This is a genomic window from Streptomyces griseoaurantiacus (assembly GCF_036189845.1).
GTDB lineage: Bacteria > Actinomycetota > Actinomycetes > Streptomycetales > Streptomycetaceae > Streptomyces > Streptomyces griseoaurantiacus.
In genome coordinates, this window is the sequence record NZ_CP108326.1 from 953,553 (window position 1) to 975,633 (window position 22,081).

Annotated in this window: 18 protein-coding genes; 13 read left to right on the plus strand and 5 right to left on the minus strand. The window is 71.9% G+C overall.

The features are described from left to right. Positions 1-57 precede the first annotated feature (57 nt). Positions 58-2,439, plus strand: a complete 2,382-nt coding sequence (locus OHB09_RS04315; RefSeq protein WP_006144279.1) for a beta-xylosidase/alpha-l-arabinosidase — start codon at positions 58-60, stop codon at positions 2,437-2,439. 49 nt (positions 2,440-2,488) lie between these two features. On the opposite strand, the gene OHB09_RS04320 is transcribed toward OHB09_RS04315, so the two are convergent. After that, complete coding sequence (locus OHB09_RS04320; RefSeq protein WP_191852651.1) at positions 2,489-3,676, minus strand: fumarylacetoacetate hydrolase family protein; 1,188 nt, start codon at positions 3,674-3,676, stop codon at positions 2,489-2,491. 46 nt (positions 3,677-3,722) lie between these two features. After that, entirely contained in the window at positions 3,723-5,459 is a 1,737-nt protein-coding gene (locus OHB09_RS04325) for an IlvD/Edd family dehydratase (protein WP_167795694.1), read from the minus strand. A gap of 119 nt (positions 5,460-5,578) precedes the next feature. On the opposite strand from OHB09_RS04325, the gene OHB09_RS04330 reads away from it, so the two are divergent. Beyond that, on the plus strand, positions 5,579-6,322 hold the full coding sequence (locus OHB09_RS04330) for a FadR/GntR family transcriptional regulator (RefSeq protein WP_093590008.1): 744 nt from the start codon (positions 5,579-5,581) through the stop codon (positions 6,320-6,322). 187 nt (positions 6,323-6,509) lie between these two features. Here OHB09_RS04330 and OHB09_RS04335 read toward each other — a convergent pair whose 3' ends face one another. Further along, positions 6,510-6,782 carry a DUF5302 domain-containing protein gene (locus OHB09_RS04335; protein ID WP_191889626.1) on the minus strand — a complete coding sequence of 91 codons (273 nt, stop codon included), beginning with the start codon at positions 6,780-6,782 and terminating at the stop codon, positions 6,510-6,512. 357 nt (positions 6,783-7,139) lie between these two features. Here OHB09_RS04335 and OHB09_RS04340 point away from each other — a divergent pair, with 357 nt between their 5' ends. The 3 genes from OHB09_RS04340 to OHB09_RS04350 all read left to right on the plus strand — a co-directional run bounded on the left by OHB09_RS04340 (position 7,140) and on the right by OHB09_RS04350 (position 9,746). Continuing rightward, on the plus strand, positions 7,140-7,424 hold the full coding sequence (locus OHB09_RS04340; RefSeq protein WP_006144273.1) for a hypothetical protein: 285 nt from the start codon (positions 7,140-7,142) through the stop codon (positions 7,422-7,424). Beyond that, a complete protein-coding gene (locus tag OHB09_RS04345; RefSeq protein ID WP_328921627.1) occupies positions 7,417-8,469 on the plus strand; it encodes a polyprenyl synthetase family protein in 1,053 nt (350 codons plus the stop codon). Before OHB09_RS04340 ends, OHB09_RS04345 begins: the two co-directional genes overlap by 8 nt. Before the next feature lie 116 nt (positions 8,470-8,585). Beyond that, entirely contained in the window at positions 8,586-9,746 is a 1,161-nt protein-coding gene (locus OHB09_RS04350) for an oxygenase MpaB family protein (RefSeq protein WP_006144271.1), read from the plus strand. A gap of 16 nt (positions 9,747-9,762) precedes the next feature. Here the strand turns inward: OHB09_RS04350 and OHB09_RS04355 are convergent, their stop codons facing one another. Further along, entirely contained in the window at positions 9,763-10,305 is a 543-nt protein-coding gene (locus tag OHB09_RS04355; RefSeq protein ID WP_167796338.1) for a MarR family winged helix-turn-helix transcriptional regulator, read from the minus strand. A gap of 178 nt (positions 10,306-10,483) precedes the next feature. Between OHB09_RS04355 and OHB09_RS04360 the strand changes: the two genes are divergently transcribed. The 8 genes from OHB09_RS04360 (at position 10,484) to OHB09_RS04395 (ending at position 20,539) form a co-directional block, all read left to right on the plus strand. Continuing rightward, on the plus strand, positions 10,484-11,713 hold the full coding sequence (locus OHB09_RS04360) for an FAD-dependent monooxygenase (protein ID WP_191889622.1): 1,230 nt from the start codon (positions 10,484-10,486) through the stop codon (positions 11,711-11,713). Between the two features lie 168 nt (positions 11,714-11,881). Next, a complete protein-coding gene (locus OHB09_RS04365; RefSeq protein WP_006144267.1) occupies positions 11,882-12,283 on the plus strand; it encodes a hypothetical protein in 402 nt (133 codons plus the stop codon). 190 nt (positions 12,284-12,473) lie between these two features. Then, positions 12,474-13,523 carry a LacI family DNA-binding transcriptional regulator gene (locus OHB09_RS04370; RefSeq protein ID WP_078631340.1) on the plus strand — a complete coding sequence of 350 codons (1,050 nt, stop codon included), beginning with the start codon at positions 12,474-12,476 and terminating at the stop codon, positions 13,521-13,523. 120 nt (positions 13,524-13,643) lie between these two features. Beyond that, positions 13,644-14,927 (plus strand): ABC transporter substrate-binding protein, encoded by a 1,284-nt coding sequence (locus OHB09_RS04375; protein ID WP_328921628.1) that lies wholly within the window; start codon positions 13,644-13,646, stop codon positions 14,925-14,927. Positions 14,928-15,021: 94 nt separating this feature from the next. Further along, a complete protein-coding gene (locus OHB09_RS04380) occupies positions 15,022-16,059 on the plus strand; it encodes a carbohydrate ABC transporter permease (protein ID WP_006144264.1) in 1,038 nt (345 codons plus the stop codon). A gap of 1 nt (position 16,060) precedes the next feature. Then, entirely contained in the window at positions 16,061-16,954 is an 894-nt protein-coding gene (locus OHB09_RS04385) for a carbohydrate ABC transporter permease (RefSeq protein WP_006144263.1), read from the plus strand. A gap of 141 nt (positions 16,955-17,095) precedes the next feature. After that, complete coding sequence (locus OHB09_RS04390; protein WP_328921629.1) at positions 17,096-18,715, plus strand: glycoside hydrolase family 76 protein; 1,620 nt, start codon at positions 17,096-17,098, stop codon at positions 18,713-18,715. A gap of 123 nt (positions 18,716-18,838) precedes the next feature. Next, positions 18,839-20,539, plus strand: coding sequence for a glycoside hydrolase family 13 protein (locus tag OHB09_RS04395; RefSeq protein ID WP_191889617.1), 1,701 nt, complete (start codon positions 18,839-18,841; stop codon positions 20,537-20,539). 619 nt (positions 20,540-21,158) lie between these two features. On the opposite strand, the gene OHB09_RS04400 is transcribed toward OHB09_RS04395, so the two are convergent. Further along, positions 21,159-22,055, minus strand: coding sequence for a hypothetical protein (locus OHB09_RS04400; RefSeq protein WP_234525145.1), 897 nt, complete (start codon positions 22,053-22,055; stop codon positions 21,159-21,161). Positions 22,056-22,081 lie beyond the last annotated feature (26 nt).

Sequence of the window (22,081 nt, forward strand, 5' to 3'; positions counted from 1 at the left end):
CCCGTCGTGCCCCGTCGTGCCCGTGCCCGCCGAGGGGCTGACGGGCGTGGGAGGAAAGTGAACGCCGACATGGCTGTGCAGAACACCCCCGACCTCTCCCTGTGGAACGATCCCGCCGTCCCCGTGGCCGAGAGGGTCGACGCCCTGATCGGGGCGATGACCCTCGAGGAGAAGATCGCCCAGCTCTTCGGAGTGTGGGTGGGTGCCTCCGACCAGGGCGGCGAGGTGGCCCCCCATCAGCACGACATGGAGGAGGCCGTCGACCTCGACGCGCTGCTGCCGAACGGACTGGGCCAGTTGACCCGGCCGTTCGGCACGGTCCCGGTCGATCCCGCCCTGGGCGCGCTGTCCCTCGCCCGCACCCAGCGGCGCATCGCCGCGACGAACCGCTTCGGCATCCCCGCCCTCGCGCACGACGAGTGCCTGGCCGGTTTCGCCGCCTGGGGGGCGACGGCCTATCCGGTGCCCCTGTCGTGGGGGGCCGCCTTCGATCCGGACACGGTCCGGCGGATGGCCGCCGCCATCGGACGTGACATGCGCGGTGTGGGCGTCCACCAGGGCCTCGCGCCCGTGCTGGACGTGGTGCGCGACGCCCGCTGGGGACGGGTGGAGGAGACCATCGGCGAGGACCCCTACCTCGTCGGGACCGTCGCCACCGCCTATGTGCAAGGGCTGGAGTCCGCCGGGATCGTCGCCACCCTCAAGCACTTCGTCGGCTACTCGGCCTCCCGCGCCGGTCGCAACCTCGCCCCCTCCTCCGTGGGCCCGCGCGAACGCGCCGACGTGCTGCTGCCCCCGTTCGAGATGGCGATCCGCGAGGGCGGCGTCCGCTCGGTGATGAACGCCTACACCGACATCGACGGCGTGCCCTCCGCGGCCGACGAGGAACTGCTCACCGGGCTGCTGCGGGACACCTGGGGCTTCGAGGGGACCGTCGTCGCCGACTACTTCGCCATCGCCTTCCTGAAGACCCTCCACGGGCTCGCGGGCGACTGGGCGGAGGCGGCCGGCGCGGCCCTGCGAGCGGGCGTCGACGTCGAACTGCCCAACGTCAAGACGTACGGCGCGCCCCTGCTGGACGCCGTCGCCGACGGCCGCGTACCGGAGGCACTGGTCGACCGTGCGGTGCGCCGGGTCCTCTCCCAGAAGGCGGCGCTCGGCCTGCTCGACGCGGACTGGAACCCGGTTCCGGCCGCGCTGGACGGGACGGACCCGGACGATCCCGCCACCCTGCGCGGCCGGATCGACCTGGACGGTCCGGAGAACCGCGCGCTGGCCCGGACGCTCGCCGAGAAGGCGGTCGTACTGCTGAGCAACGACGGCACCCTGCCGCTGGAGCGGCCGCGCCGGATCGCCCTGATCGGCCCCAACGCCGACGAGCCGGTCGCGGTGCTGGGCTGCTACTCCTTCCCGCAGCACATCGGTGTCCGCCACCCCGGGACCCCGCTGGGCATCGAACTGCCCACGCTGCGGGACACGCTGGCCGCGGAGTTCCCCGAGGCCGAGCTCACGGTCGTCCGCGGCACGGGCGTGGACGACGGGGACCTCTCCGGCCTGCCCGAGGCCGTGCGCGCGGCCCGGGAGGCCGACGTCGCCGTGGTGGTGCTCGGCGACCGCGCCGGGCTGTTCGGCCGGGGCACCAGCGGCGAGGGCTGCGACGTGGGGACGCTCGCGCTGCCCGGCGCCCAGCAGCAGTTGCTCGACGCCCTGCTCGACGGGGGGACACCCGTGGTCACGGTCCTCCTCGCGGGGCGCCCGTACGCCCTCGGCCGGGCCGTCGGTGAGTCCGCGGCGATCGTGCAGTCCTTCTTCCCGGGCGAGGAGGGCACGCACGCGATCGCCGGGGTGCTCAGCGGCCGCGTCAACCCCTCGGGGCGGCTTCCGGTGAGCGTGCCGCGTGATCCGGGTTCGCAGCCGTCCACGTATCTGGGGGCGCGGCTCGCCCACGTCAGCGGGGTGTCCAGCATCGACCCGACGCCGGCGTTCGCGTTCGGGCACGGGCTGTCGTACACACGGTTCGACTGGGCGGACCTGGTGGTGGAGGCCGGTCAGGCGGACACCGACGGCGAGTTCGCCCTGTCCTTCACCGTGCGCAACGCCGGGGACCGGCAGGGCGTCGAGGTCGTCCAGCTGTATCTGCACGACCCGGTGGCCTCCGTGGTGCAGCCGGTGCAGCGTCTGATCGCCTACACGCGCGTGGACCTGGAGCCGGGCGAGGTCCGGCGGGTGCGGATCACGGTGCCCGCCGACCTGGCGTCCTTCACGGGGCGCGACGGGCGGCGCGTGGTCGAACCGGGCGTTCTGGAGCTGCGCCTGGCCGCGTCCAGCGCGGATCCGCGGCTGACGGCCGAGGTGACGCTGACCGGGGCGGAGCGGCACGTGGACCACACGCGGCGGCTGCACGCCACGGTCGTGCAGGAGGCGGCCGCCCGGGTGTGACCCGGGCGGGCCCCCGTCCTCCCGGGACGCCTCCTGGGGGCCCGTTCCGTCAGAGCAGGCCGCGCCGGGCGAGGTTGCGCATCAGCGCGCCCACGCCGAACGTCCACGGCGCGGCCTGCTCGCTGCGGACGACGGTGTTGACCAGGGCGCCCAGCCGCGGGCTGGAGATCCGTACGACGTCGCCGTACTCGTGGGTGAAGCCGGCGCCGGGGGCGTGCCGGTCCTCGGTGGGCGCGAACAGGGTGCCGGTGAACAGGACGAAGCCGTCCGGGTACTGGTGGTGCGGGCCGCGGGTGGCGGCCACCAGGTCGCTCACGTCGCGGCTGATCTCGCGCAGGGAGCTGCTGCCGTGCAGGACGTAGCCGTCCGTGCCCTCGACGCACAGGTCGACGTCGAGGGCGCGGACGGCGTCGAGGCCGAAGTCCTCGTCGAGGAGGCGGACGAAGGGGCCGAGGGCGCAGGAGGCGTTGTTGTCCTTGGCGCGGGAGAGCAGCAGGGCGCTGCGTCCCTCGATGTCGCGGAGGTTGACGTCGTTGCCGAGGGTGGCGCCGCGCACCCGGCCGCGGGAGTCCACGACGAGGACGACCTCGGGTTCGGGGTTGTTCCACACCGAGGCGCCGAGCACCCCGACCTCGGCGCCGGTGCCCACGGCGGACAGGACGGGGGCCTTGGTGAAGACCTCCGGGTCGGGGCCGATGCCGACTTCCAGGTACTGCGACCACAGCCCTTCGGCGAGGAGCGCCTGCTTGGCCCGTTCGGCCTCCGGTGACCCGGGGCGGATGCCGTCGAGGGCGCCGCCCACCACGCGGGCGACGCGTTCGCGTACGCGTGCGGCCTGTGCGGGGTCGCCGCCGGTGCGTTCCTCGATCACGCGTTCCAGCAGGCTGCGGGCGAAGGTGACGCCGGCTGCCTTGATCACCTGGAGGTCGACGGGGGCGAGCAGGTGGGGGAGGTCGGGGCGGTCGGCCGGGGCGTCGAGCAGGGCGTCCAGGCGCCAGGTGCGGGTGCCCTCGGCCTCGCGGACGAGTGCCGCGGCGTCCTCGCGTTCCATGAGGTCGGCGACGGTCGGGGCGAGGGCGGTGAGGTCGACGACGTGCTCGCCGCGGACCGCGGCCACGCACGGTCCGCCGCTGTCCGGGTCGTGCACGCGGGCGACGAGGGCGGCCCGGTCGGCGTCCTCGGGCAGGACGGAGGCGGGGCTGAGGCGCGGGCGGGGGCGTGCGGCTTCCGGTTCCACGATCGGTGCTCTCCTGGGTCTCGGTGGCGTGCGGTCGTCCCCCCGGTCAGTGCGAGTCGCGGGGGACCTCGTGTCCGCGGCTTCCGCGCAGGAAGCCGAAGTCGGCGCCCTTGTCGGCCTGTTCGACGTGCTGGGTGTAGAGCCAGGTGTAGCCGCTCTCGTACCGCTCGGCGGGCGCCCGCCATTCCTCGCGGCGCCGGGCGAGTTCGGCGTCGTCGACGTCGAGGTGCAGGCTGCGGTTGGGCACGTCGAGGACGACGGCGTCGCCGTCGCGCACGAGGGCGAGGGGGCCGCCGACGGCGGCCTCGGGGGCCACGTGCAGGACCACGGTGCCGTAGCCGGTGCCGCTCATCCGGCCGTCGCAGACGCGCACCATGTCGGTGACGCCGGCCTTCAGCAGCTTGGCGGGCAGGGGGACGTTGGAGACCTCGGGCATGCCGGGGTAGCCCTTGGGGCCGGCGTTGCGGATGACGAGGACGGTGTTCTCGTCGACGTCGAGGTCGGGGTCGTCGGCCACCGCGTGGTATGCCTCCGGGGAGTCGAAGACGCGGGCGGGGCCGCGGTGGGTGAGCAGGTGGGGCGAGGCGGCGGACTGCTTGAGGACGGCGCCGTCGGGGCACAGGTTGCCGCGCAGGACGGCGATGCCGGTGCCGGCCGGCTGGAAGGGGGTGTCGAGGGGGGTGATGACGTCGTCGTCGACGCGTTCGGCGCTCGCGGTGTTCTCGGCGACGGTGCGGCCGGTGACGGTGATCTGTTCGCCGTGCAGCAGCCCGCCGGTGAGCAGTTCGGCGAGGACGGCGGGCAGGCCGCCCGCGTAGCAGAAGTCCTCCATGAGGTACTTGCCGCTGGGCATGAGGTTGACCAGGGTCGGCACCGCGCGGACGAGTTCGTCGAAGTCGCCGAGGTCCAGTTCGACGCCGACGCGTCCGGCGAGGGCGGTCAGGTGGATGAGTGCGTTGGTGGAGCCGCCGATGGCCGCGTTGACGCGGATGGCGTTCTCGAACGCCTCCCTGGTGAGGATGTGCGAGGGGCGCAGTTCCTCCTCCACCATCGTCACGATGCGCTGCCCCGCGGCCTGCGCGGTCTCCATGCGCCGGGAGTCGACGGCGGGCCAGGCGGCCGAGCCGGGCAGTTGCATGCCGAGCGCCTCGGCCATGCAGGCCATCGTGGAGGCGGTCCCCATGGTCATGCAGTGGCCTCGGGAGCGGGCCATGCACCCTTCCGCGAAGAAGCACTCCTCCTCGGTCATCCGGCCGGTCTTGAGGTCCTCCTCGAACTTCCACACGTGGGTGCCGGAGCCGACGTCCTGGCCGCGGTACTTACCGTTGAGCATGGGTCCGCCGGTGACCATGACGGCGGGCAGGTCGACGCTGGCGGCGCCCATGAGCATGGCGGGGGTGGTCTTGTCGCAGCCGGACAGGAGTACGACGCCGTCGAGCGGGTTGGCCCGGATCAGCTCCTCGACCTCCATGGCCATGAGGTTGCGGTACAGCATGGCGGTGGGCCGCATGAGGGTCTCGCCGGTGGCCATGGTGGGGAACTGGAGCGGGAAGCCGCCCGCCTGCCACACGCCGCGCTTGACCGCTTCGGCGACGTCCGTCAGGTGGGCGTTGCACGGGGCGAGTTCGGAGGCGCTGGTGGCGATGCCGATGACGGGGCGCCCGTCGAACACCTCGTGGCCGAAGCCCTGGTTGCGCATCCAGGAGCGGTACAGCATTCCGGCGCGGCCCTGGGCCCCGAACCAGGCCTGGCTGCGGCGATTCGTCCGTGGACCGTCGGTCATGTGAACACTCCCGTGGCTCTGGCGACGTGGACCCGGCCCCGTCCGCTTCGCGGTGGGGCATTCTCGGGGGCGGGCCCGGAGGCCGTACCCTGTGGGCCAATCATTAAATGATTCGATGAATGGCGTCCAGGGGGCGAGCGAAGATCGTGGTGCGATTCCTGACCATGCACCAGCGTGTGGTCGACGAGATCGGGCGGCGCGTCGCGGCGGGTGTGTGGGGGCCGGGGGACGCGCTGCCGGTCGAGGACGCGCTCGCGGCCGAGATCGGGGTCAGCCGGGGGGTGGTGCGGGAGGCGGTCAAGGCGCTGGTCGCCAAGGGCATGCTGCACGTGCGTCCGCGCACCGGGACCCGTGTCCTGCCCCCGGAGCACTGGAACCACCTGGACCGTGACGTGCTGCGCTGGCAGCAGGCCGGGGACGCGGCCGCCCTGCTGCGCGACACCGGTGAGCTGCGCCGGATCGTCGAGCCGGAGGCGGCGCGACTGGCCGCCGAGCGGGCCGGCGCCGAGGAGGTGCGCGTACTGCACGAGGCCCTCGCGGCCATGGAGGCCGCTGCGGCGGACCCGGGCCTGGGCGGTTACGTCGAGGCGGACATCGCCTTCCACCGGGCGCTGCTGGACGCCAGCGGGAACCGTCTGCTCGGTTCGCTGGGCCGGGCCGTCGACATCGCGCTGGAGCACAGCTTCCTCGTCAGCACGCAGGCACCCGGCGCGGTGGACGCCTCGCTGCCGGGCCACCGGGCCGTCGTGCGGGCGGTCGAGACGCGCGATCCCGCGGCCGCGGCGGCCGCCGTCCTGGCCATCATCGAGGCCGCCGACCAGGAGATCGCCCAGTCCCCCGGCATGCCGGGGGACTCGGTCTGAACGGTCGGGGCACCGCCCACGAGACCCCGGGGGGACGGACGCCGTCAGGAGCGGAAGAGGCCGGGCGGGCTTCACCGGGCCGCTCCCCCCGGCCCGCCCGGGCCGCCGCCCCGCGAAGAGGCGCCCGACCCCGGTCCTCCGCCGTCGGGCGCCTGGTCGCGGCGCCCGTTCAGGCGCCCTCCACTGCTCAGCCGCCGCTCTTGCGGCGGAAGGAACGCTGACTCGCGGCGGGGCCGTGTGCCGCGCGCACCTTCGCCGCGTCGGGATTGCCGCCGGTCTCGGCGGCGTTCGCCTGGGTACCGCGCTTGCGCTCCAGCGCCTCGCGGAACTTGCGCTTGAGGTCGTAGTTGCCGTCGCTGTCCGGCGCGAGCGGGGCGGCCTCGGGGGCGGCGGCCTCGGCGGCGGCCTCGGGGGTGGCGGCCTGCTCCGAACCTTCCGGGGACACGTTCTCTGCGGTCATGGTGACCTCCTGCGGCTCGGGGGTGGGAAGCACAGCTTGTCATGCCGGGGCGACCGGTGCGGAGCGCCGGCCGGGGCAGCCGCTGCGACGTACGCAGGCGGTCGATGCCGGACCTCCGCACACGGCACCCCACGCCCCCGCCGCTCCCCCGTCACCGCCCCCGCCGCTCCCCCGTCACCGCGCCTGCCGGGTACCGGCCCGGGAGCTCGCCGGAGCCGTAGGGCCTCCCGACATGCGTTCCCCCTTGTCACTCGTTGAGGTAACCGGGGGTCGGGCGCACCACACGCGCCGCATGATCGGCACGTGGCGCCGGAGAACCGCGCCCGGACCGATCCGTGACTGCAGGAGGTCAGCGGCATGACGCCCACTGCGCGACCGCACCAGCCCCGCGACGAACGCGTCGTCCTTCTGGCGGCGGGCCTGGCCGAACTGGCTGTGAGCACCGTGGGCTCGGTCGCCGGAAAGATGCGGGGGTTGCTGCGTCGTTCGGACGGGGCCGACCTCGCGCGGGACGCGGAACGGGACCTGATGGCCCGCGGCCGGCTCCTGCTGGACCGGTTCGCGACCGCGCCCCCCGCCCACCTCGAAGTGCTGGCCCAGCACGTACTGGTTCGGCGGCCGGGCTCCGGCGACGATGTCTGACCGCTGGGAGCCGGCGGCTTTCCAGGCACGTGTGGACGGCATCGTGCACACGTTCCTGGACGAGGAGAGCCGGCAACTGCTGCGGATCGACCAGGCCCTGCGTCCGGTGGCCGAGCAGTTGCGGCGGGCCGCCGCGCACGGCAAACGGCTGCGGGCGGCGTTCTGCTACTGGGGCTGGCGCGCGGCGGGGCAGCCCGACAGTGAGGCACTGCTGCGGGCGGCCGCCTCGCTCGAGCTGGTTCATGCCGCGGCGACCGTCCACGACGATCTCATCGACGACAGCCCACTGCGGCACGGCCTGCCGACCGTCCACGTGGCCCTGCGCTCCGCGCTGACCGGACGGCCGCGCGCCGGTGCCGTCGCGCGCGACCTGGCCATGCTGGTCGGGGACCATCTGATGGCGCTGGCGGGCCGGCTGTTCGCCGACTGCGGTCTGCCGGCCGCCTATCTGGCGCGGGCCCGGACGCTGTGGGGTGACCTCGCCCGGGAGCTGATCGCGGGCGAGTGTCTGGAGATCCTGCACACCGGCGGCCGACCGGACACGGACACCTCGTTGAAGGTGATCCGTTACAAGACCGCCAAGTACACCGTCGAGCAGCCACTGCTCCTCGGCGCCCTGCTCGCCGGGGCCGCGCCGGACCTGCGGGCGGGCTTTTCCGCCTACGGGCTGCCACTGGGTGAGGCCTTCCAGCTCCGGGACGATCTCCTGGGCCTGTTCGGCGATCCCGTGCACACGGGCAAGGCCCCACTGGACGACCTGCGGGGCCGACGTCCCACCGCCCTCCTGGCCCGCGCCTGGCAGGCCGCGCCGCCCGACTCGCGGGAGGAACTGGCCGGGATGCTGGGACGCCCGGACCTGGACGAGGAGGACCTGGTCCGGGTGAGGGCACTACTGGTGGGCCTCGAGGCGCCGAAGCGGGTGGAGGAAATGATCGACACGCGGGTCAGGAAGGCCACCGGCGTCCTGGACGGACTCGCCGTGCCGGCCCCCGCCCGACGGGCCCTGAGCGCCCTCGCACACTCGGCGACCGACCGCCGGCACTGAACCGCCGTCCCGCCGGTCGGGGCGGCGGCCGGCCGTGGGCCCTGACCGCGCTTCCCGGCCGAACAGCCCCCGCCCCGGGTGGTGGCGGGACCCGCAGACGAGGAAGGACCGCTGTCATGCGCTACAACCAGTCGTCGATGGACGCCCTGCGCGAGTCCGGCGACAAACTCGCCGACACCGTCGTGGCCACCCTGTTCGAGCGCGGGGAGGTGGGGAAGTTCAACACCCTGATGCGACACGTCTCCGTCGCCGGCGCCCCGCTGCCGGACGGGCTGCCCGAGGTGGCCCGCGAGTACCTGCGCGCCACCTCCGCGCCACCGGCCTGGGTGGACTGGACGGAGATGGAGAAGGCGCGGCTGTTCTTCGTCGACAACAACGTGCACATCTCCACCGCGCTGTCCTTCGCCTCCATGCCCGCCTGCTACGTCGTCCCGCATGTGGCGAGACTGCTGTCGGCCACGCACGGGCTGAACTACCCGTCGAAGCGGATGGCGGAGACCGGGCAGTTCACCGTCTACCTGATGCAGCCCGACGCCTTCGAGGCGGGCAGCCGCTTCCTTCCCGCCGCGCAGAAGGTGCGCCTGCTGCATGCCGCCATCCGCCATCACCTCAAGCGCGAGGACCGCTGGGACACCGGGGCGGACGGCGTGCCGATCTGTCAGGAGGACATGATCGGCGGGCAGATGTTCTTCTCCATGCTCGTCCTGGACTGCCTGCACCGGCTCGGCATCCACATGTCCCCCGAGGGCGCGGAGGCGTACTTCTACGCCTGGCGCGTGGTCGGTGCCCTCCTGGGGGTCGACCAGGACGCGGTGCCCAAGAACATCGAGGAGGGCCGGGAGTTCCTCGACCTGTACATGATCCGGCACATGGGCCCGTCGCCGGAGGGCGCCCACCTGACCCGGCAGCTGATCGACCTGTACGAGGAGGTCGTACCCGGGACCTTCTTCGACCCGGTGGTCTCCGCCCTGATCCGCCATCTGATCGGTGACACCTGCGGCGACTGGCTCCAGGTGCCACGCACCTCCTGGGACCGGGTGGTCAAGGCGGCTCCCGCGCTGCTCGGCGTACTGGAGACCGTCGAGGACCGTTCGCCGCTGGGCGCCTGGGCCCTGGACCGCCTCGGTCATCTCACCACCCTCCTCGAGTTGTCCTCCCTGACCCGTGGCCGGGTCATGCACTATGCCATTCCCGAGCAGCTCAAGAAGGACTTCGGGGTCTCCGGCGAGGTGCCCCGCAACCACCGGTGGACACCGCCCGCACCCACGGTGGTCTGAGCGGCAGTGGGTGCCTCTAGGGCATGTTGCCCGCCTCCTCCTCCGGCGCTGCCAGCCGGGCCGCCACGTCGTCGGCGAAGCGGGCGAGGAGGCGCAGCAGGTCCTCGCGGTCCTGGCGGGGCCAGTCGGCGAGGACCTCGGCGAACCAGCCGAGCAGGGTGGCGACGTAGCGGTGGGCGGCCTCGTCGCCCGCCTCCGTCGGCTCGACGAGGCTGGCGCGGCGGTCGAGGGGATCGGTGACCCGCCGCACGAGACGGTGCTTCTCCAGGTTCTGGACCTGGCGGGTGACGTGCGGGCCGACGACCTGCATGCGGTCGGCGATCTCCCCGATGCGCAGGGGCTCCCCGGCCGCGAGCAGGGTCACCAGCACCCCCACGGCGGGGCGGTCCAGGTGCGGACCGGCCGCCTCGGCGGCGCGTTCGACGAGCCGGCCCTTGTTGAACGCGGAGCTGAGCCGGGTGAGCCGGGGCAGGACGGCGAGCAGGTCCTCGGGCGAGAGGCCGGGCGCGGGCTCGGCGCCCGGCGCGGGCGAGGACTCCCCTGGGGACTCGGGGGTCATGACACCTCCATTTGCATACCTGAGTTAGGTATCTATATTCTCGGGGACGAGGCCGCGGCACCCAGGGGCGCCACACGGCCTCATAAAGAATACCTAAGGTACGTATCTTTGCCGTCCTCCGGGCGTGCCGCGTACCGCCACCATGCCGGGCCGAGCCCGGCGGAAAGGTGCCCTCGCCATGACGCACCCGACCTCCACATCCACCCCTCGTCGCGTACTGGTCTCCGGGGCGAGCATCGCCGGTCCCGCACTCGCGTACTGGCTCGACCGGTACGGCTTCGAGGTGACCGTCCTCGAGAAGGCCGCCGCCGTGCGCGGTGGCGGCTACGCGATCGACGTCCGCGGCACGGCCCGGGAGGTCGTGGACCGCATGGGCCTGCTGCCGCGCCTGCGCAAGGCCCACATCGACACCCGCCGCATCTCCTTCCTCGACGCCGCCGGGGACACGGTCGGCGCGGTGCGGCCCGAGCAGTTCACCGGCGGCGAGAGCGGACTGGACCTCGAGATCCGGCGCGGCGACCTGGCCGACGCGCTCTACGAGCCGCTGCGGGACCGCGTCGAGTTCCTCTTCGGCGACTCGATCGCCACACTGGACGACGACGGGGACGCCGTGCACGTCGTCCTGGACAGCGGCATCCGCCGCACCTTCGACCTCGTGATCGGCGCGGACGGGCTGCACTCGAACACCCGGCGCCTCGTCTTCGGCCCCGAGGAGCCCTTCCACCGCTACCTCGGGCACGTCTTCGCGGGCTTCACCCTGCCCAACGACTTCGGCTTCTCGCACGAGGCGTTCCTCTGGAGCGAGCCGGGGCGCACCGCCGCCGTGTACGCCTACGAGCCCCACGAGCCGGTGCACGGATTCCTCACCTTCGTCCGCGAGACCCCGCCCCTGGAGGCGTTCCGCGATCCGCGTGCCCAGCGCGATCTGGTCGCCTCGCACTTCCCGGAGCAGGTGTGGGAGGTGCCGCGGCTGGTCGCGGCGATGCGGACGGCGGAGGACCTCTTCTTCGACATCGTGAGCCAGATCCACATGCCCTCCTGGTCCCACGGGCGGGTCGCCCTGGCGGGCGACGCGGCGCACGCCACCTCCTTCCTCTCGGGACAGGGGTCGAGCATCGCGCTCGTCGGCGCCTACATCCTGGCCGGGGAGCTGGCCTCGCACACGGACCACAGCGCGGCCTTCGCGGCCTACGAGCGCCGGATGCGCCCCTTCGCCGAGGACAACCAGGCGCTGGCCTCCGGCGGCAGCCCGATCGTCACGCCGAGGACGCGCGCCGAGGTGGACGCCCGCAACGCCCTGCTCCGCGACTCGGAGGCGATGACGAGGGAGCTGTCGACGCCGGGGGCGGAGACGCGACGGGCGACGCACTCCGCCCTCACGCTGCCCGACTACGCGGCGGCGCTCTGAGACACCCGGCGGCCCTCTCCCCCGGCCGGGTCCGCGGGGCAGGCCCTAAGGTGTCCGGGACGGAACGCGGGGCGGGGCGGGGCGGGAGGCGGCATGGGCGAGGTGGGGGGTGCCCGGGCGGAAGGTTCCCGGGCCGGGGGTTCTCCGGCGGTGTGGCGGATCCCGCCCGTGCAGATCGCCCTGCTGATCCTGCTGGCCTGCCCGTGCGCGGCGCTGAACCTCTACGGACACCCGTCCGGGGCGTTGCGTCTGCTCACGCTCGTGGCGGGCGCGGCCGCGCTGGGGGCGGCGGTGGTGGCCGCGCGGATGTACCTCGTGGTGGACGGCGAGGGGATCGCCGTCCGGTTCCTGCACCGCGAGCAGTGGCTGCCGTGGTCCTCGGTCGCGCACATCGGCGTCGTCCCCGGTGTGCGCGGTGCGGAGACCGTCCGGGTCAGCCGTGCCGACCGGACGTACGTGGATGTGCCGCCCTCGCTGCTGCAGCCCTCCCGCCCGGTCGGGAAGCCGGTGGCCCGCGCGCTCCTGCGCGATGCCGTGCGCCGGATGGAGGCGCTGCGCCCTCCGGCGTGAGCGGTGCCGCGGGGCGCGGGGCGGCCGGGCGACGAGGTGCCCGGGGCTACACGGGCGAGGGGCGAATGCCCGGCATCCGCGCTGGATAGACTGCGCAGCACCGACGCCGTGGAACGACCGGCGGTGTGGCGTGGACGCCCCGAGCGCGGTCACGCCGGGTGGCCGCCGGGGCCCGGGATGAGAGGGGACCATGTCCCGTAGTGCGGGCGACAAGGTACCGACCATGGTGGACGTGGCCCGGCGCGCGGGCGTCTCGCCCAGCACGGTCTCCTACGCCATGACCGGCAGCCGGCCCATCTCCGAGGCCACGCGTCAGCGGATCCAGCAGGCGATGGTCGACCTGGGCTACCGGCCGAACGTCTTCGCGCGGGGGCTCAAGAGCAAGCGCAGTCACATCATCGCGGTGCTGTTCCCCAAGAACGAGCGGGGCATGAACCTCGGCTCGATGGAGTACATCTTCGGCGCCTCCGACCACGCCCAGGACCGCGGGTACCACCTGCTGCTGTGGACCTCCGGGGCGGACGCGCTCGACGATCTCGCCGGGCTGGCCCAGCAGGGGCTGGTGGACGGTGTCCTGCTCATGGAGGTCCGGCTGAAGGACCCGCGGATCGAGGTGCTGCGGAACTCGGAGCTGATCTTCACCATGCTGGGGCAGAACGCCGATCCCGGCGAACTGGACTACGTGGACACCGACTTCGACCAGTGCGCGCGGCTGGCCGTCGAGCACCTCGCGGGGCTCGGTCACCGCCACCTGGGCTTCGTTCACCAGGACGCCGCGACGATCGCCTCCGGGCGCGGCAACGCGATCCGGCTGCGGGACGGCATGCTGCGGGCGGCGCGCGAGGCCGGTGTCGCGCTGACCGCGCTGACCTGCCAGAGCCACACCGACGGCGGGCGGAAGGCGTTCGCCGAACTGCTCGCCGCGGATCCGCGGACGACCGCGGTGATCGCGTTCAACGAGCAGGCCACACCCGGACTCATGGCCGCGGCGGTGGCCGGCGGCCGGCGCATCCCCGAGGACTTCTCGGTGGTGTGCGTCGACATGCCGGCCCAGGCCGCGCTGATGACGACGCCGACCATGACCACGGTGGGGCCGGTCGCCGCCGACATGGGCAAGGCGGCCGCCGAGATGCTGATCCGGCGTATCGAGGGGCAGCAGCTCGGCGCTCCCTCGCAGATGCTGTTCGACGGGGAACTGGTGGTCCGGGCGAGTTCCGGACCGGCCCCCGAACCTCGCTGATTCGTTGCCCTTCCGTAACGCGAGCCTTCTCCCGCACCGTTGACACCCCCGAGGCGTGACTTTAGCGTGCTCGGAACATCGTCGAATCGTATCGATTCCTTGGGCGAAGGAGAGCGGCTCATGCGTGCAAGGAAGGTCGCGGCCGTGGCGGGCGCGCTCGGCGCGACACTGGTCCTGGCCGGCTGCGGCGCGGACGGAGACAGCGGCGGTTCGACGCGGGGAGCGGACGGCCGGGGGCCGATCACCTTCGTCACGGGCAAGGACAACAGCGGCGTCCTGCCGTTCATCGCCGACGAGTGGAACAGGGCGCACCCCGACGAGAAGGTGACGATCAAGCAGCAGTCCGACCAGGCCGACCAGCAACTGGCCGATCTGGAGCAGCACTTCCAGGCGAAGGACCCCGGCTACGACGTCGTCACCGTGGACGTGGTGTGGACGGCGGAGTTCGCGGCCCGGGGCTGGATCGTGCCGCTCACCGGACGGCACACCCTGGACACCCGCAGGCTGCTCCCCGCGACCGTGAAGTCGGCCACCTACAACGGCACGCTCTACGCGGCACCGTACGGCTCCGACGGCGGGCTGCTCTACTACCGCACCGACATGGTCGACTCCGCGCCCACCACGTGGAAGGAACTGCTCGGGAACTGCGAGGGCAGAACCGCCGAGGGGACCATCACCGGTGACCGGCCCGCCTGCTACGCGGGCCAGTTCGCCAAGTACGAAGGGCTGACGGTGAACGCCGCCGAGGCGATCAACGCCACCGGCGGCAAGATCGTCGGATCGGACGGGCGCACCGCGACGGTCGACTCACCCAAGTCCGCCGCCGGGCTCGACTTCCTGGTCAAGGGCTTCAAGGACGGCTACATCCCCAAGGAGGCGCTCGGCTTCCAGGAGACGCAGACCGTGAACGCCTTCCGCTCCGGACAGCTCATGTTCATGCGCAACTGGCCCTACGCGGTGGCCATCCTGGACGGCAAGGACTCCAAGGTCGCCGGCAAGTACGGTGTCGCGCCGCTGCCGGGCCCCGACGGTCACGGCGCCTCCACACTGGGCGGCCACAACCTGGGCATCAGCGCCTACTCCGAGCACCAGGCGACCGCCCTGGACTTCCTGAGGTTCATCGAGTCCGACACCGTCCAGCGCAACAACCTGACCGTCGGCACGCTGGCGCCGGTCCTCACCTCGATGTACAGCGACCCGAAGCTCGTGAAGAAGTTCACCTACCTGCCCGACCTGCTCAAGAGCATCGAGACGGCGGTGCCGCGCCCCATCACCCCGTTCTACCCGGGGGTCACCGAGGCGATCGAGACCAACACCTACGCGGCGCTGCAGGGGCGGACCACCACCGCGCAGGCGCTGAAGGACATGCAGGCGGCCATCAAGTCCGCCACCGCCGGCGGCTGACCGCGGGGCGGGCCCCCTCGGCCCCTGCCCGCCCCACCCCGCCCCTTCCCCAGGTCACGACGTCGGACGGTGCCCCCCACCGCAAGGAGCAGCCATGGCCGTAGCCGGTCACACGGAACGAAGAACCGCCGAGGAACCCGGGAACGACCGGCGCCGTCCGTCCCGGAAAGGACGCGCTCCCCGCCGGGGCGCCCGCCGTCCCGGGGAGGCGCGCACGGCGTACCTGCTGATCGCGCCCGCCGTCCTGCTGCTGGCGCTCGTCGTCGGCTATCCCGTCCTCAAGGCCGTCTACCAGTCCTTCCTGACCGACCCGGGGCTCGACCGCGCGACCGGCATGTTCGACTCGGGCGGCAACTGGTTCGGGCTGCACAACTACACGCACTGGCTGCTGCAGCGATGCGCCACGCCCGAGGGCGGCTGGACCTCCTGCCCGAGCGGGGCCCTGGGTTCGCAGTTCTGGGGTTCGGTCGGGGTCACGGTGGGGTTCACCGTGGTCGCCTGCACGCTGGAGACCGTCATCGGCATGGTGTTCGCGCTGACGATGCACCGCGCCTTCCGCGGCCGTGCCATGGTGCGGGTGGCGATCCTCGTGCCGTGGGCGATCCCCACGGCCGTCACGTCCAAGCTGTGGCAGGTCATGTTCGACCCGCAGGGCGTGGTCAACAAGCTCCTCGGCACCCACTACGCGTGGACGTCCTCGCTGTGGCCGGCCCGGTCCGCGATCGTCGTCGCGGACACCTGGAAAACCACGCCCTTCATCGCACTGCTGATCCTCGCGGGACTGCAGAACATCCCCGCGGAGACGTACGAGGCGGCGAGGATCGACGGCGCGGGTGCCTGGCGGCGCTTCACCAACGTGACGCTGCCGCTGGTGAGACCGGCCCTGGCGGTCGCCGTCGTCTTCCGCGCTCTGGACACCCTGCGCATGTACGACCTGCCGAAGATCCTGACCGGCGGCTCCAACGGGACGACGACCAGCTCCGTCCTCGTCGTCAACCAGCTCACCAGGGGCGCCAATTCGGCCTCCGCCCTGTCCACGATCACCTTCGTGCTGATCTTCGTCATCGCGTTCGGGCTGGTCCGCCTGCTCAACGCCAACCTGTTCGGCGCACGGGCGAAGGCGGTGAGCTGAGATGACCACGAGCACCGCATCCGCGGCCCCCGCTGCGAAGGCGCCTCACGCGCGAGGGCACCGCAACATCCGCTGGAGCACGATCGGCACCGCCCTGACCACGGCCGTCATCCTCGTGTGGTGCCTGGCGCCGTTCTACTGGATGCTCGTGCTGGCGTTCCGCGACAACGACCACACCTTCTCCACGGACCTGTGGTTCAGTCACGTCACCCTGGACAACTTCCGGTACGCGTTCGACGACCGCTACAACGCCTTCACGCGCTCGTTGGTGAACAGCCTCCTCATCGGCACGGTGGTCACCGCCGTGTCCATGGTGATCGGTGTCTTCGCCGCCTACGCGCTGGCCCGGCTGACGTTCCGCGGCAAGGGGCTCGTCCTGACGGTGATCCTCGGGGCCTCCATGTTCCCCGGCGTCGCGATCCTGACCCCGCTGTTCCAGCTGTTCAGCGACTGGCACTGGCTGGGGACCTACCAGGCGCTGGCCCTGCCGCAGATCTCCTTCTCCCTTCCGCTCGCCGTCTACACGCTGACCAGCTTCTTCGCCGACATGCCCTGGAACCTCGAGGAGGCGGCCCGAGTGGACGGCGCCACCTCCCGGCAGGCCTTCCGCCTGGTCATCCTGCCGCTGGCCGCCCCCGCCCTGTTCACCACGGCGATCCTGGTCTTCCTCGCCTCGTGGAACGAGTACCTGCTGTCCAGCGTGCTGTCCAACGGCTCCACGGACGTGGCGCCGTCCACCGTGGCCATCGCCGGTTTCACCGCGGGGCCGCACATCGTCCCCTACACCCAGACGATGGCCGCCGGTCTCGTCGTCACCGTGCCCCTGATCGCCGTCGTCCTGCTGCTGCAGCGCCGCATCGTGAGCGGCCTGACCGCCGGCGGCATCAAGGGCTGACCACCCTCCGCCCCCCTCCGCACCCCTCCTCCGCATTCCCTTCCCCTTCTCCACCTCCCCCGTACGCACCACCCCCACCACCCCCCAGGGAACGGTCCGCCGTGCGGCGGCCCGTTCGGCGACAGACAGGGAGCGCACCCCATGAGGTACCGAACCCATGCGTTGAGAGCGACCGGCATCGTGCTCACGTCCGCGATGCTCACCGGCGGTCTCCTCGCGAGCGCCACGACCGCGAGCGCGAGGACGGCGCACGCGGGAACGGCGAACGCCACGGCCCCGGACGCCGCGACCGCGCACGCCACGACCAAGCACGCGGCCGCCACGTTCACCCGCGCCGACCTCGTCAGGACCACGGACTCCTTCCTCTCCCACTACTACGACGGGGGCGACTTCAAGACCTCCCTGTCCAACCCCGCCGCCATCCACTTCTGGGAGTCCTCCTTCGACCGCCAGACCCTCACCGACGCCTCACGGCTGACCGGCCGGTGGAAGGACAAGATCAGCGAGGCCTACTACCGCTACGAGAACACGCACTCGACCGACCGCTTCGGGAACCCGAAGTGCTGGATCGGCAACGACACGGACTGGAACGACGACTACTCCTGGGCGATCCAGTTCGCCCTCGACGCCTACGAGGCCACGGGCGACCGGCACATGCGCGACCAGGCGAAGTGGCACGTCGACTTCTTCTACCGCGACTACTACGACGACGCCCACGGCGGCGGCTTCTGGCGGGAACGCGGCACCAAGGACCAGAAGGACGTGCCCTCCAACGGCTTCGCCATAGCGGCCGCCGAACTGGCCCGCTACTACCCGGACGCCACGGTGCACAACAACCCGCTGAACACCGACAGGACGTACCTGCAGATCGCGCAGGACACCTACGCCTGGCTGAAGAAGAGCTTCCTGCGGCCGGACGGCGGCTTCGAGAACTCCTTCTCCGGGCGTGAGTGGGACGACAACCTGTACACCTACAACGCCGGTGTCTTCCTGGAGCTGGGCGCCAACCTCTACGACCTCACGAAGGACGACACCTACCTCGCCGACGGCCGGAAGGTCGCCGACTTCGCCCGGTCCCACTTCACCACCGGGAGCAAGCAGATCATCGTCCACGAGGACGACGTCGGCGGGAGGGGCCTGTACCGGCCCGGCGCGGTCAACGACTACGAGGTCGTCTTCAAGGGCATCTTCCTGCGCGGGCTGTACAAGTTCATCACCCTCGGCGGCCAGGACGCCTACCTCGGCTGGCTCGGCGACAACGCCCAGTCGGCCTACGACCACCGCACCGATGACCTCCCCTCGGCCCAGTTCGACAGGACCCTCACCGACGGGCGCTCCACCGGGGTGGCCTCCGGCCTCGCGGCGATGACGTACACCCTGGCCGCGCAGAGGCTGTCGGGGAGGATCGAGGCGGAGACCGGCCAGAAGTACGGCACGGCCCGGAACGAGTCGGCCGCCGCCGCCTCCGACGGGCAGCTCGTCGGAAGCATCGACAAGGCCGGGGCGGGCCTGGAGTTCCACAACGTGGCGGCGGCCACGTCACTGACCTTCAGGACGGCCAGTGCCAACAAGGGAGCCAAGCTCAGCCTGTACATCGACGGCCGCTTCGCCCGGAAGGTGCACTTCCCGTACACCGGGAACTGGAACTCCACCTTCGCCGACACCACCGTCCGCGTGTCCGTCCCCGACGGGGCGACGGTGAGGCTCCAGTACGACACCGGGGACAGCGCGGCCAACATCGACCACATGACCGTGAGTTAGGCCGGAGAGCCGCGGCACGCACCGCCGACGGGCGCGTCGGCGGTGCGTGCCGTGCCCGAGCGAGAACGGACCGGCCGCCCCGGAGGACTCCGCGGCGGCGACCCGAGGGAAGGATGCAGCACGATGGATCCCTGGTGGAAGAGCGCTGTCGTCTACCAGATCTACCCCCGCAGTTTCGCTGACGCCGACGGTGACGGCGTCGGGGACCTGCGCGGCATCATCGGCCACCTGGACCACCTCGCCGGCCTCGGCGTGGACGTCCTCTGGCTCTCGCCCGTCTACCCCTCCCCGCAGGACGACAACGGCTACGACATCAGCGACTACCAGGACATCGACCCCCTCTTCGGCGATCTCGACGTCTTCGACGAGCTGCTCGCCGGCGTCCACGCGCGCGGCATGCGGCTGATCATGGACCTGGTGGTCAACCACAGCTCCGACGAGCACCCGTGGTTCCTGGAGAGCCGCAGCGGCAAGGCCTCCCCCAAGCGCGACTGGTACTGGTGGCGGCCGCCCCGCGAGGGCATGGAGCCCGGGGCGCCCGGTGCCGAACCGACCAACTGGGCCGCCGCCTTCGGCGGGTCGGCCTGGGAGTTCGACGCGCGCACCGGCGAGTACTACCTGCATCTGTTCTCCCGCAAGCAGCCCGACCTGAACTGGGAGAACGAGCAGGTCCGCGAGGCGGTGTACACGATGATGCGGTGGTGGCTGGACCGCGGAGTGGACGGCTTCCGGATGGACGTCATCAACATGATCTCCAAGGACCCCGCGCTCCCCGACGGCCGGGTGTCGGACCGCGGGGTCTTCCCCGACGGCGCGGCCGGCTACGTCAACGGCCCGCGCGTCCACGAGTTCCTGCAGGAGATGCACGAGCGGGTCTTCGCCGGCCGGGACGCGGTGCTCACCGTCGGCGAGATGCCCGGCGTGACCATCGAGGAGGCCGTCCTCTTCACCGATCCGCGGCGGCGCGAACTCGACATGGTCTTCCAGTTCGACCATGTCTGGGCCGACCGGGGCGAGGACCCGTGGCAGCTCGTCCCGCTGAAACTCACCCGTCTCAAGGCCATCCTCGGACGCTGGCAGGCGGGCCTCGCCGAACGCGGCTGGAACAGCCTCTACTGGAACAACCACGACCAGCCCCGCGCCGTCTCTCGCTACGGCGACGACGGCCCCGCCCACCGCGTCGCCTCCGCGAAGATGCTCGGCACCGTACTGCACCTGCACCGCGGCACGCCCTACGTGTACCAGGGCGAGGAACTCGGCATGACGAACCACCCGTTCGAGACCATCGCCGACTTCCGCGACATCGAGGCGCTCGGACAGTACGCCGAGGCGACGCGGAAGGAGGGCCGTACGCCGGAGGAGGTGCTGACCGTGCTGCGCGCCCGGGGGCGCGACAACGCGCGCACACCGATGCAGTGGGACACCTCGCCGCACGCCGGTTTCACCACCGGCCGGCCCTGGCTCGCCGTCAACCCCAACCACGACCGGATCAACGCCGCCGCCCAGTACGAGGACCCCGACTCCGTCTACCACTACTACCGCAGGCTGATCGAACTGCGGCACACCGAACCGGCCGTGGCCGACGGTGACTTCCGCATGCTCCTGCCGCACGACGAACGCGTCTACGCCTTCACCCGCCGCCTCGGGGCGACCGAACTCCTGGTCCTCGGCAACTTCACCGGTACCCCGGTGAAACCCGACCTCCCGGACGCCCCCGCCTGGTCCTCCGCCGACCTCCTCCTCACCAACCTCGCTCCCCCACCCCCCGACCTCACCCTGGCCCCGTGGCAGGCGGTGGTGTACCGGCGGAGGGTGGAGGGCTGAGGCCGACGACCACCGGCCTCTCGGACCGGAGGGAGGCGCGGGGCGACGGGGTAGGAAAGGCGACATGGGACTCGGGATCTACGTACTGGATCGCCGAGGCAGGCAAATCAGTTACCTGCCTGATGACACGGAGTGCACTGCCAGGAACGCGTGCACTTCCGCGCCCCCGGACAGCATGCGCCGCGGTGTCATGGTTCACGGGGACACAACGTTCAACAGACTCCAACTCGCAGGACTGGTCGAAGAGTTGGAAGCGTTGGAAGCGCCGTCCCGAGTGATCGACGACATTCTCGAAGCCGCACGATTCGCCAGGGACAGGAGCTATTACCTGTTCATAGCGGGCGACTGACTTCGACCTTCCCCGGTGGTCCGCCGACCGAGTCGGCGGACCACCGGCCCGAGTACCCGGGCCGGCCCTGACGGTCATCCTGCTGGCGTCAAGCCGTATCCATCCGGTCGCACTGGCGCACCGGCGGGGTCGGAGGCGCGTGCCGGACAGCGCGGTACGGGCGTCGTACGGGTACGGAAGCACGGCCCGGACGCCGTGCGGTCGTCACCGAGTACGACGGGACGCCGCACGGCGCAATCACAGCCCACTGAGCACGTCGGGCTCAGCCCGTCACACCGTGATGCGCAGCCAGGTATCACCCGCGCGGAGCCAAAGCGTGCCGTCGCGGCCCTGACCGCAGCGGAGGACGACCCGGCCGGGAACGTCGAGTACGCGCCTGTCGGTCACCGTCCAGGTGGTGTCGCCGAGTTCGGCGCGGTCGAGCGTGACGGTGCGCTGATTGTGGTCGCGACGGGTCAATACCGCCCGGTTGCCGTGGACCGCGAACCCGTCAGGGTCGCTGACGGGACAGGGGTACGTCACCGTTTCGCCGGTGGCCGGGGAGACGCGGGTGAGGTAGGTGCCTCGACTGCCGCTGCCCGTGTACCAGGCCAGCCATACCTCCTCGCCGTCGGTCGCGGCCGTGCAGCCTTCCAGCGCAGGCTGGGGCAGCCGGCCCCGTGGACTCCACAGCGCACGGCCGTCGGTGTCCCAACCGGCGAGTCCGGCCGCGGACTCGGGGTGTCCCCCGAAGATGCCTTCGTCCCCATGGGTCGTCCAGACCCGTCCGTGGCGGTCGCTCACGAGAGTGCGGACGTCGTCGCCGATGCAGAACTGCCCCTCGGGTGCGCCCGACGCGGAGTAGACCACGGCGTTGGGCGCCCAGACACCGCTGGTCCTGTTCCGTGCCGTACGTCCGCTCACCAGTAGGAACCGTGAGTTCGGGAGTAGGGCCAGGTGACTGGACCAGACGCCAATGTTTTCCACCGTGATGCGCCGCTCCCCCTGTCCCGTGACGGTGACCAGCTCACCGGGGCAGGCGCCTGCCGGCCGCCATCCGACCCAACCCTTGATGTAGGGGGTTTGTTCCAGGTACCGCCGATGGACCAGCAGGACCGAGAGTTCGCAGTCCGGTCCGACGCTCCAGCACAGTGCTTTGCGTCCTTGCCGGATGTCGGCGGCGGACACGCTCCACACCTCGTGCACGGGGGGTT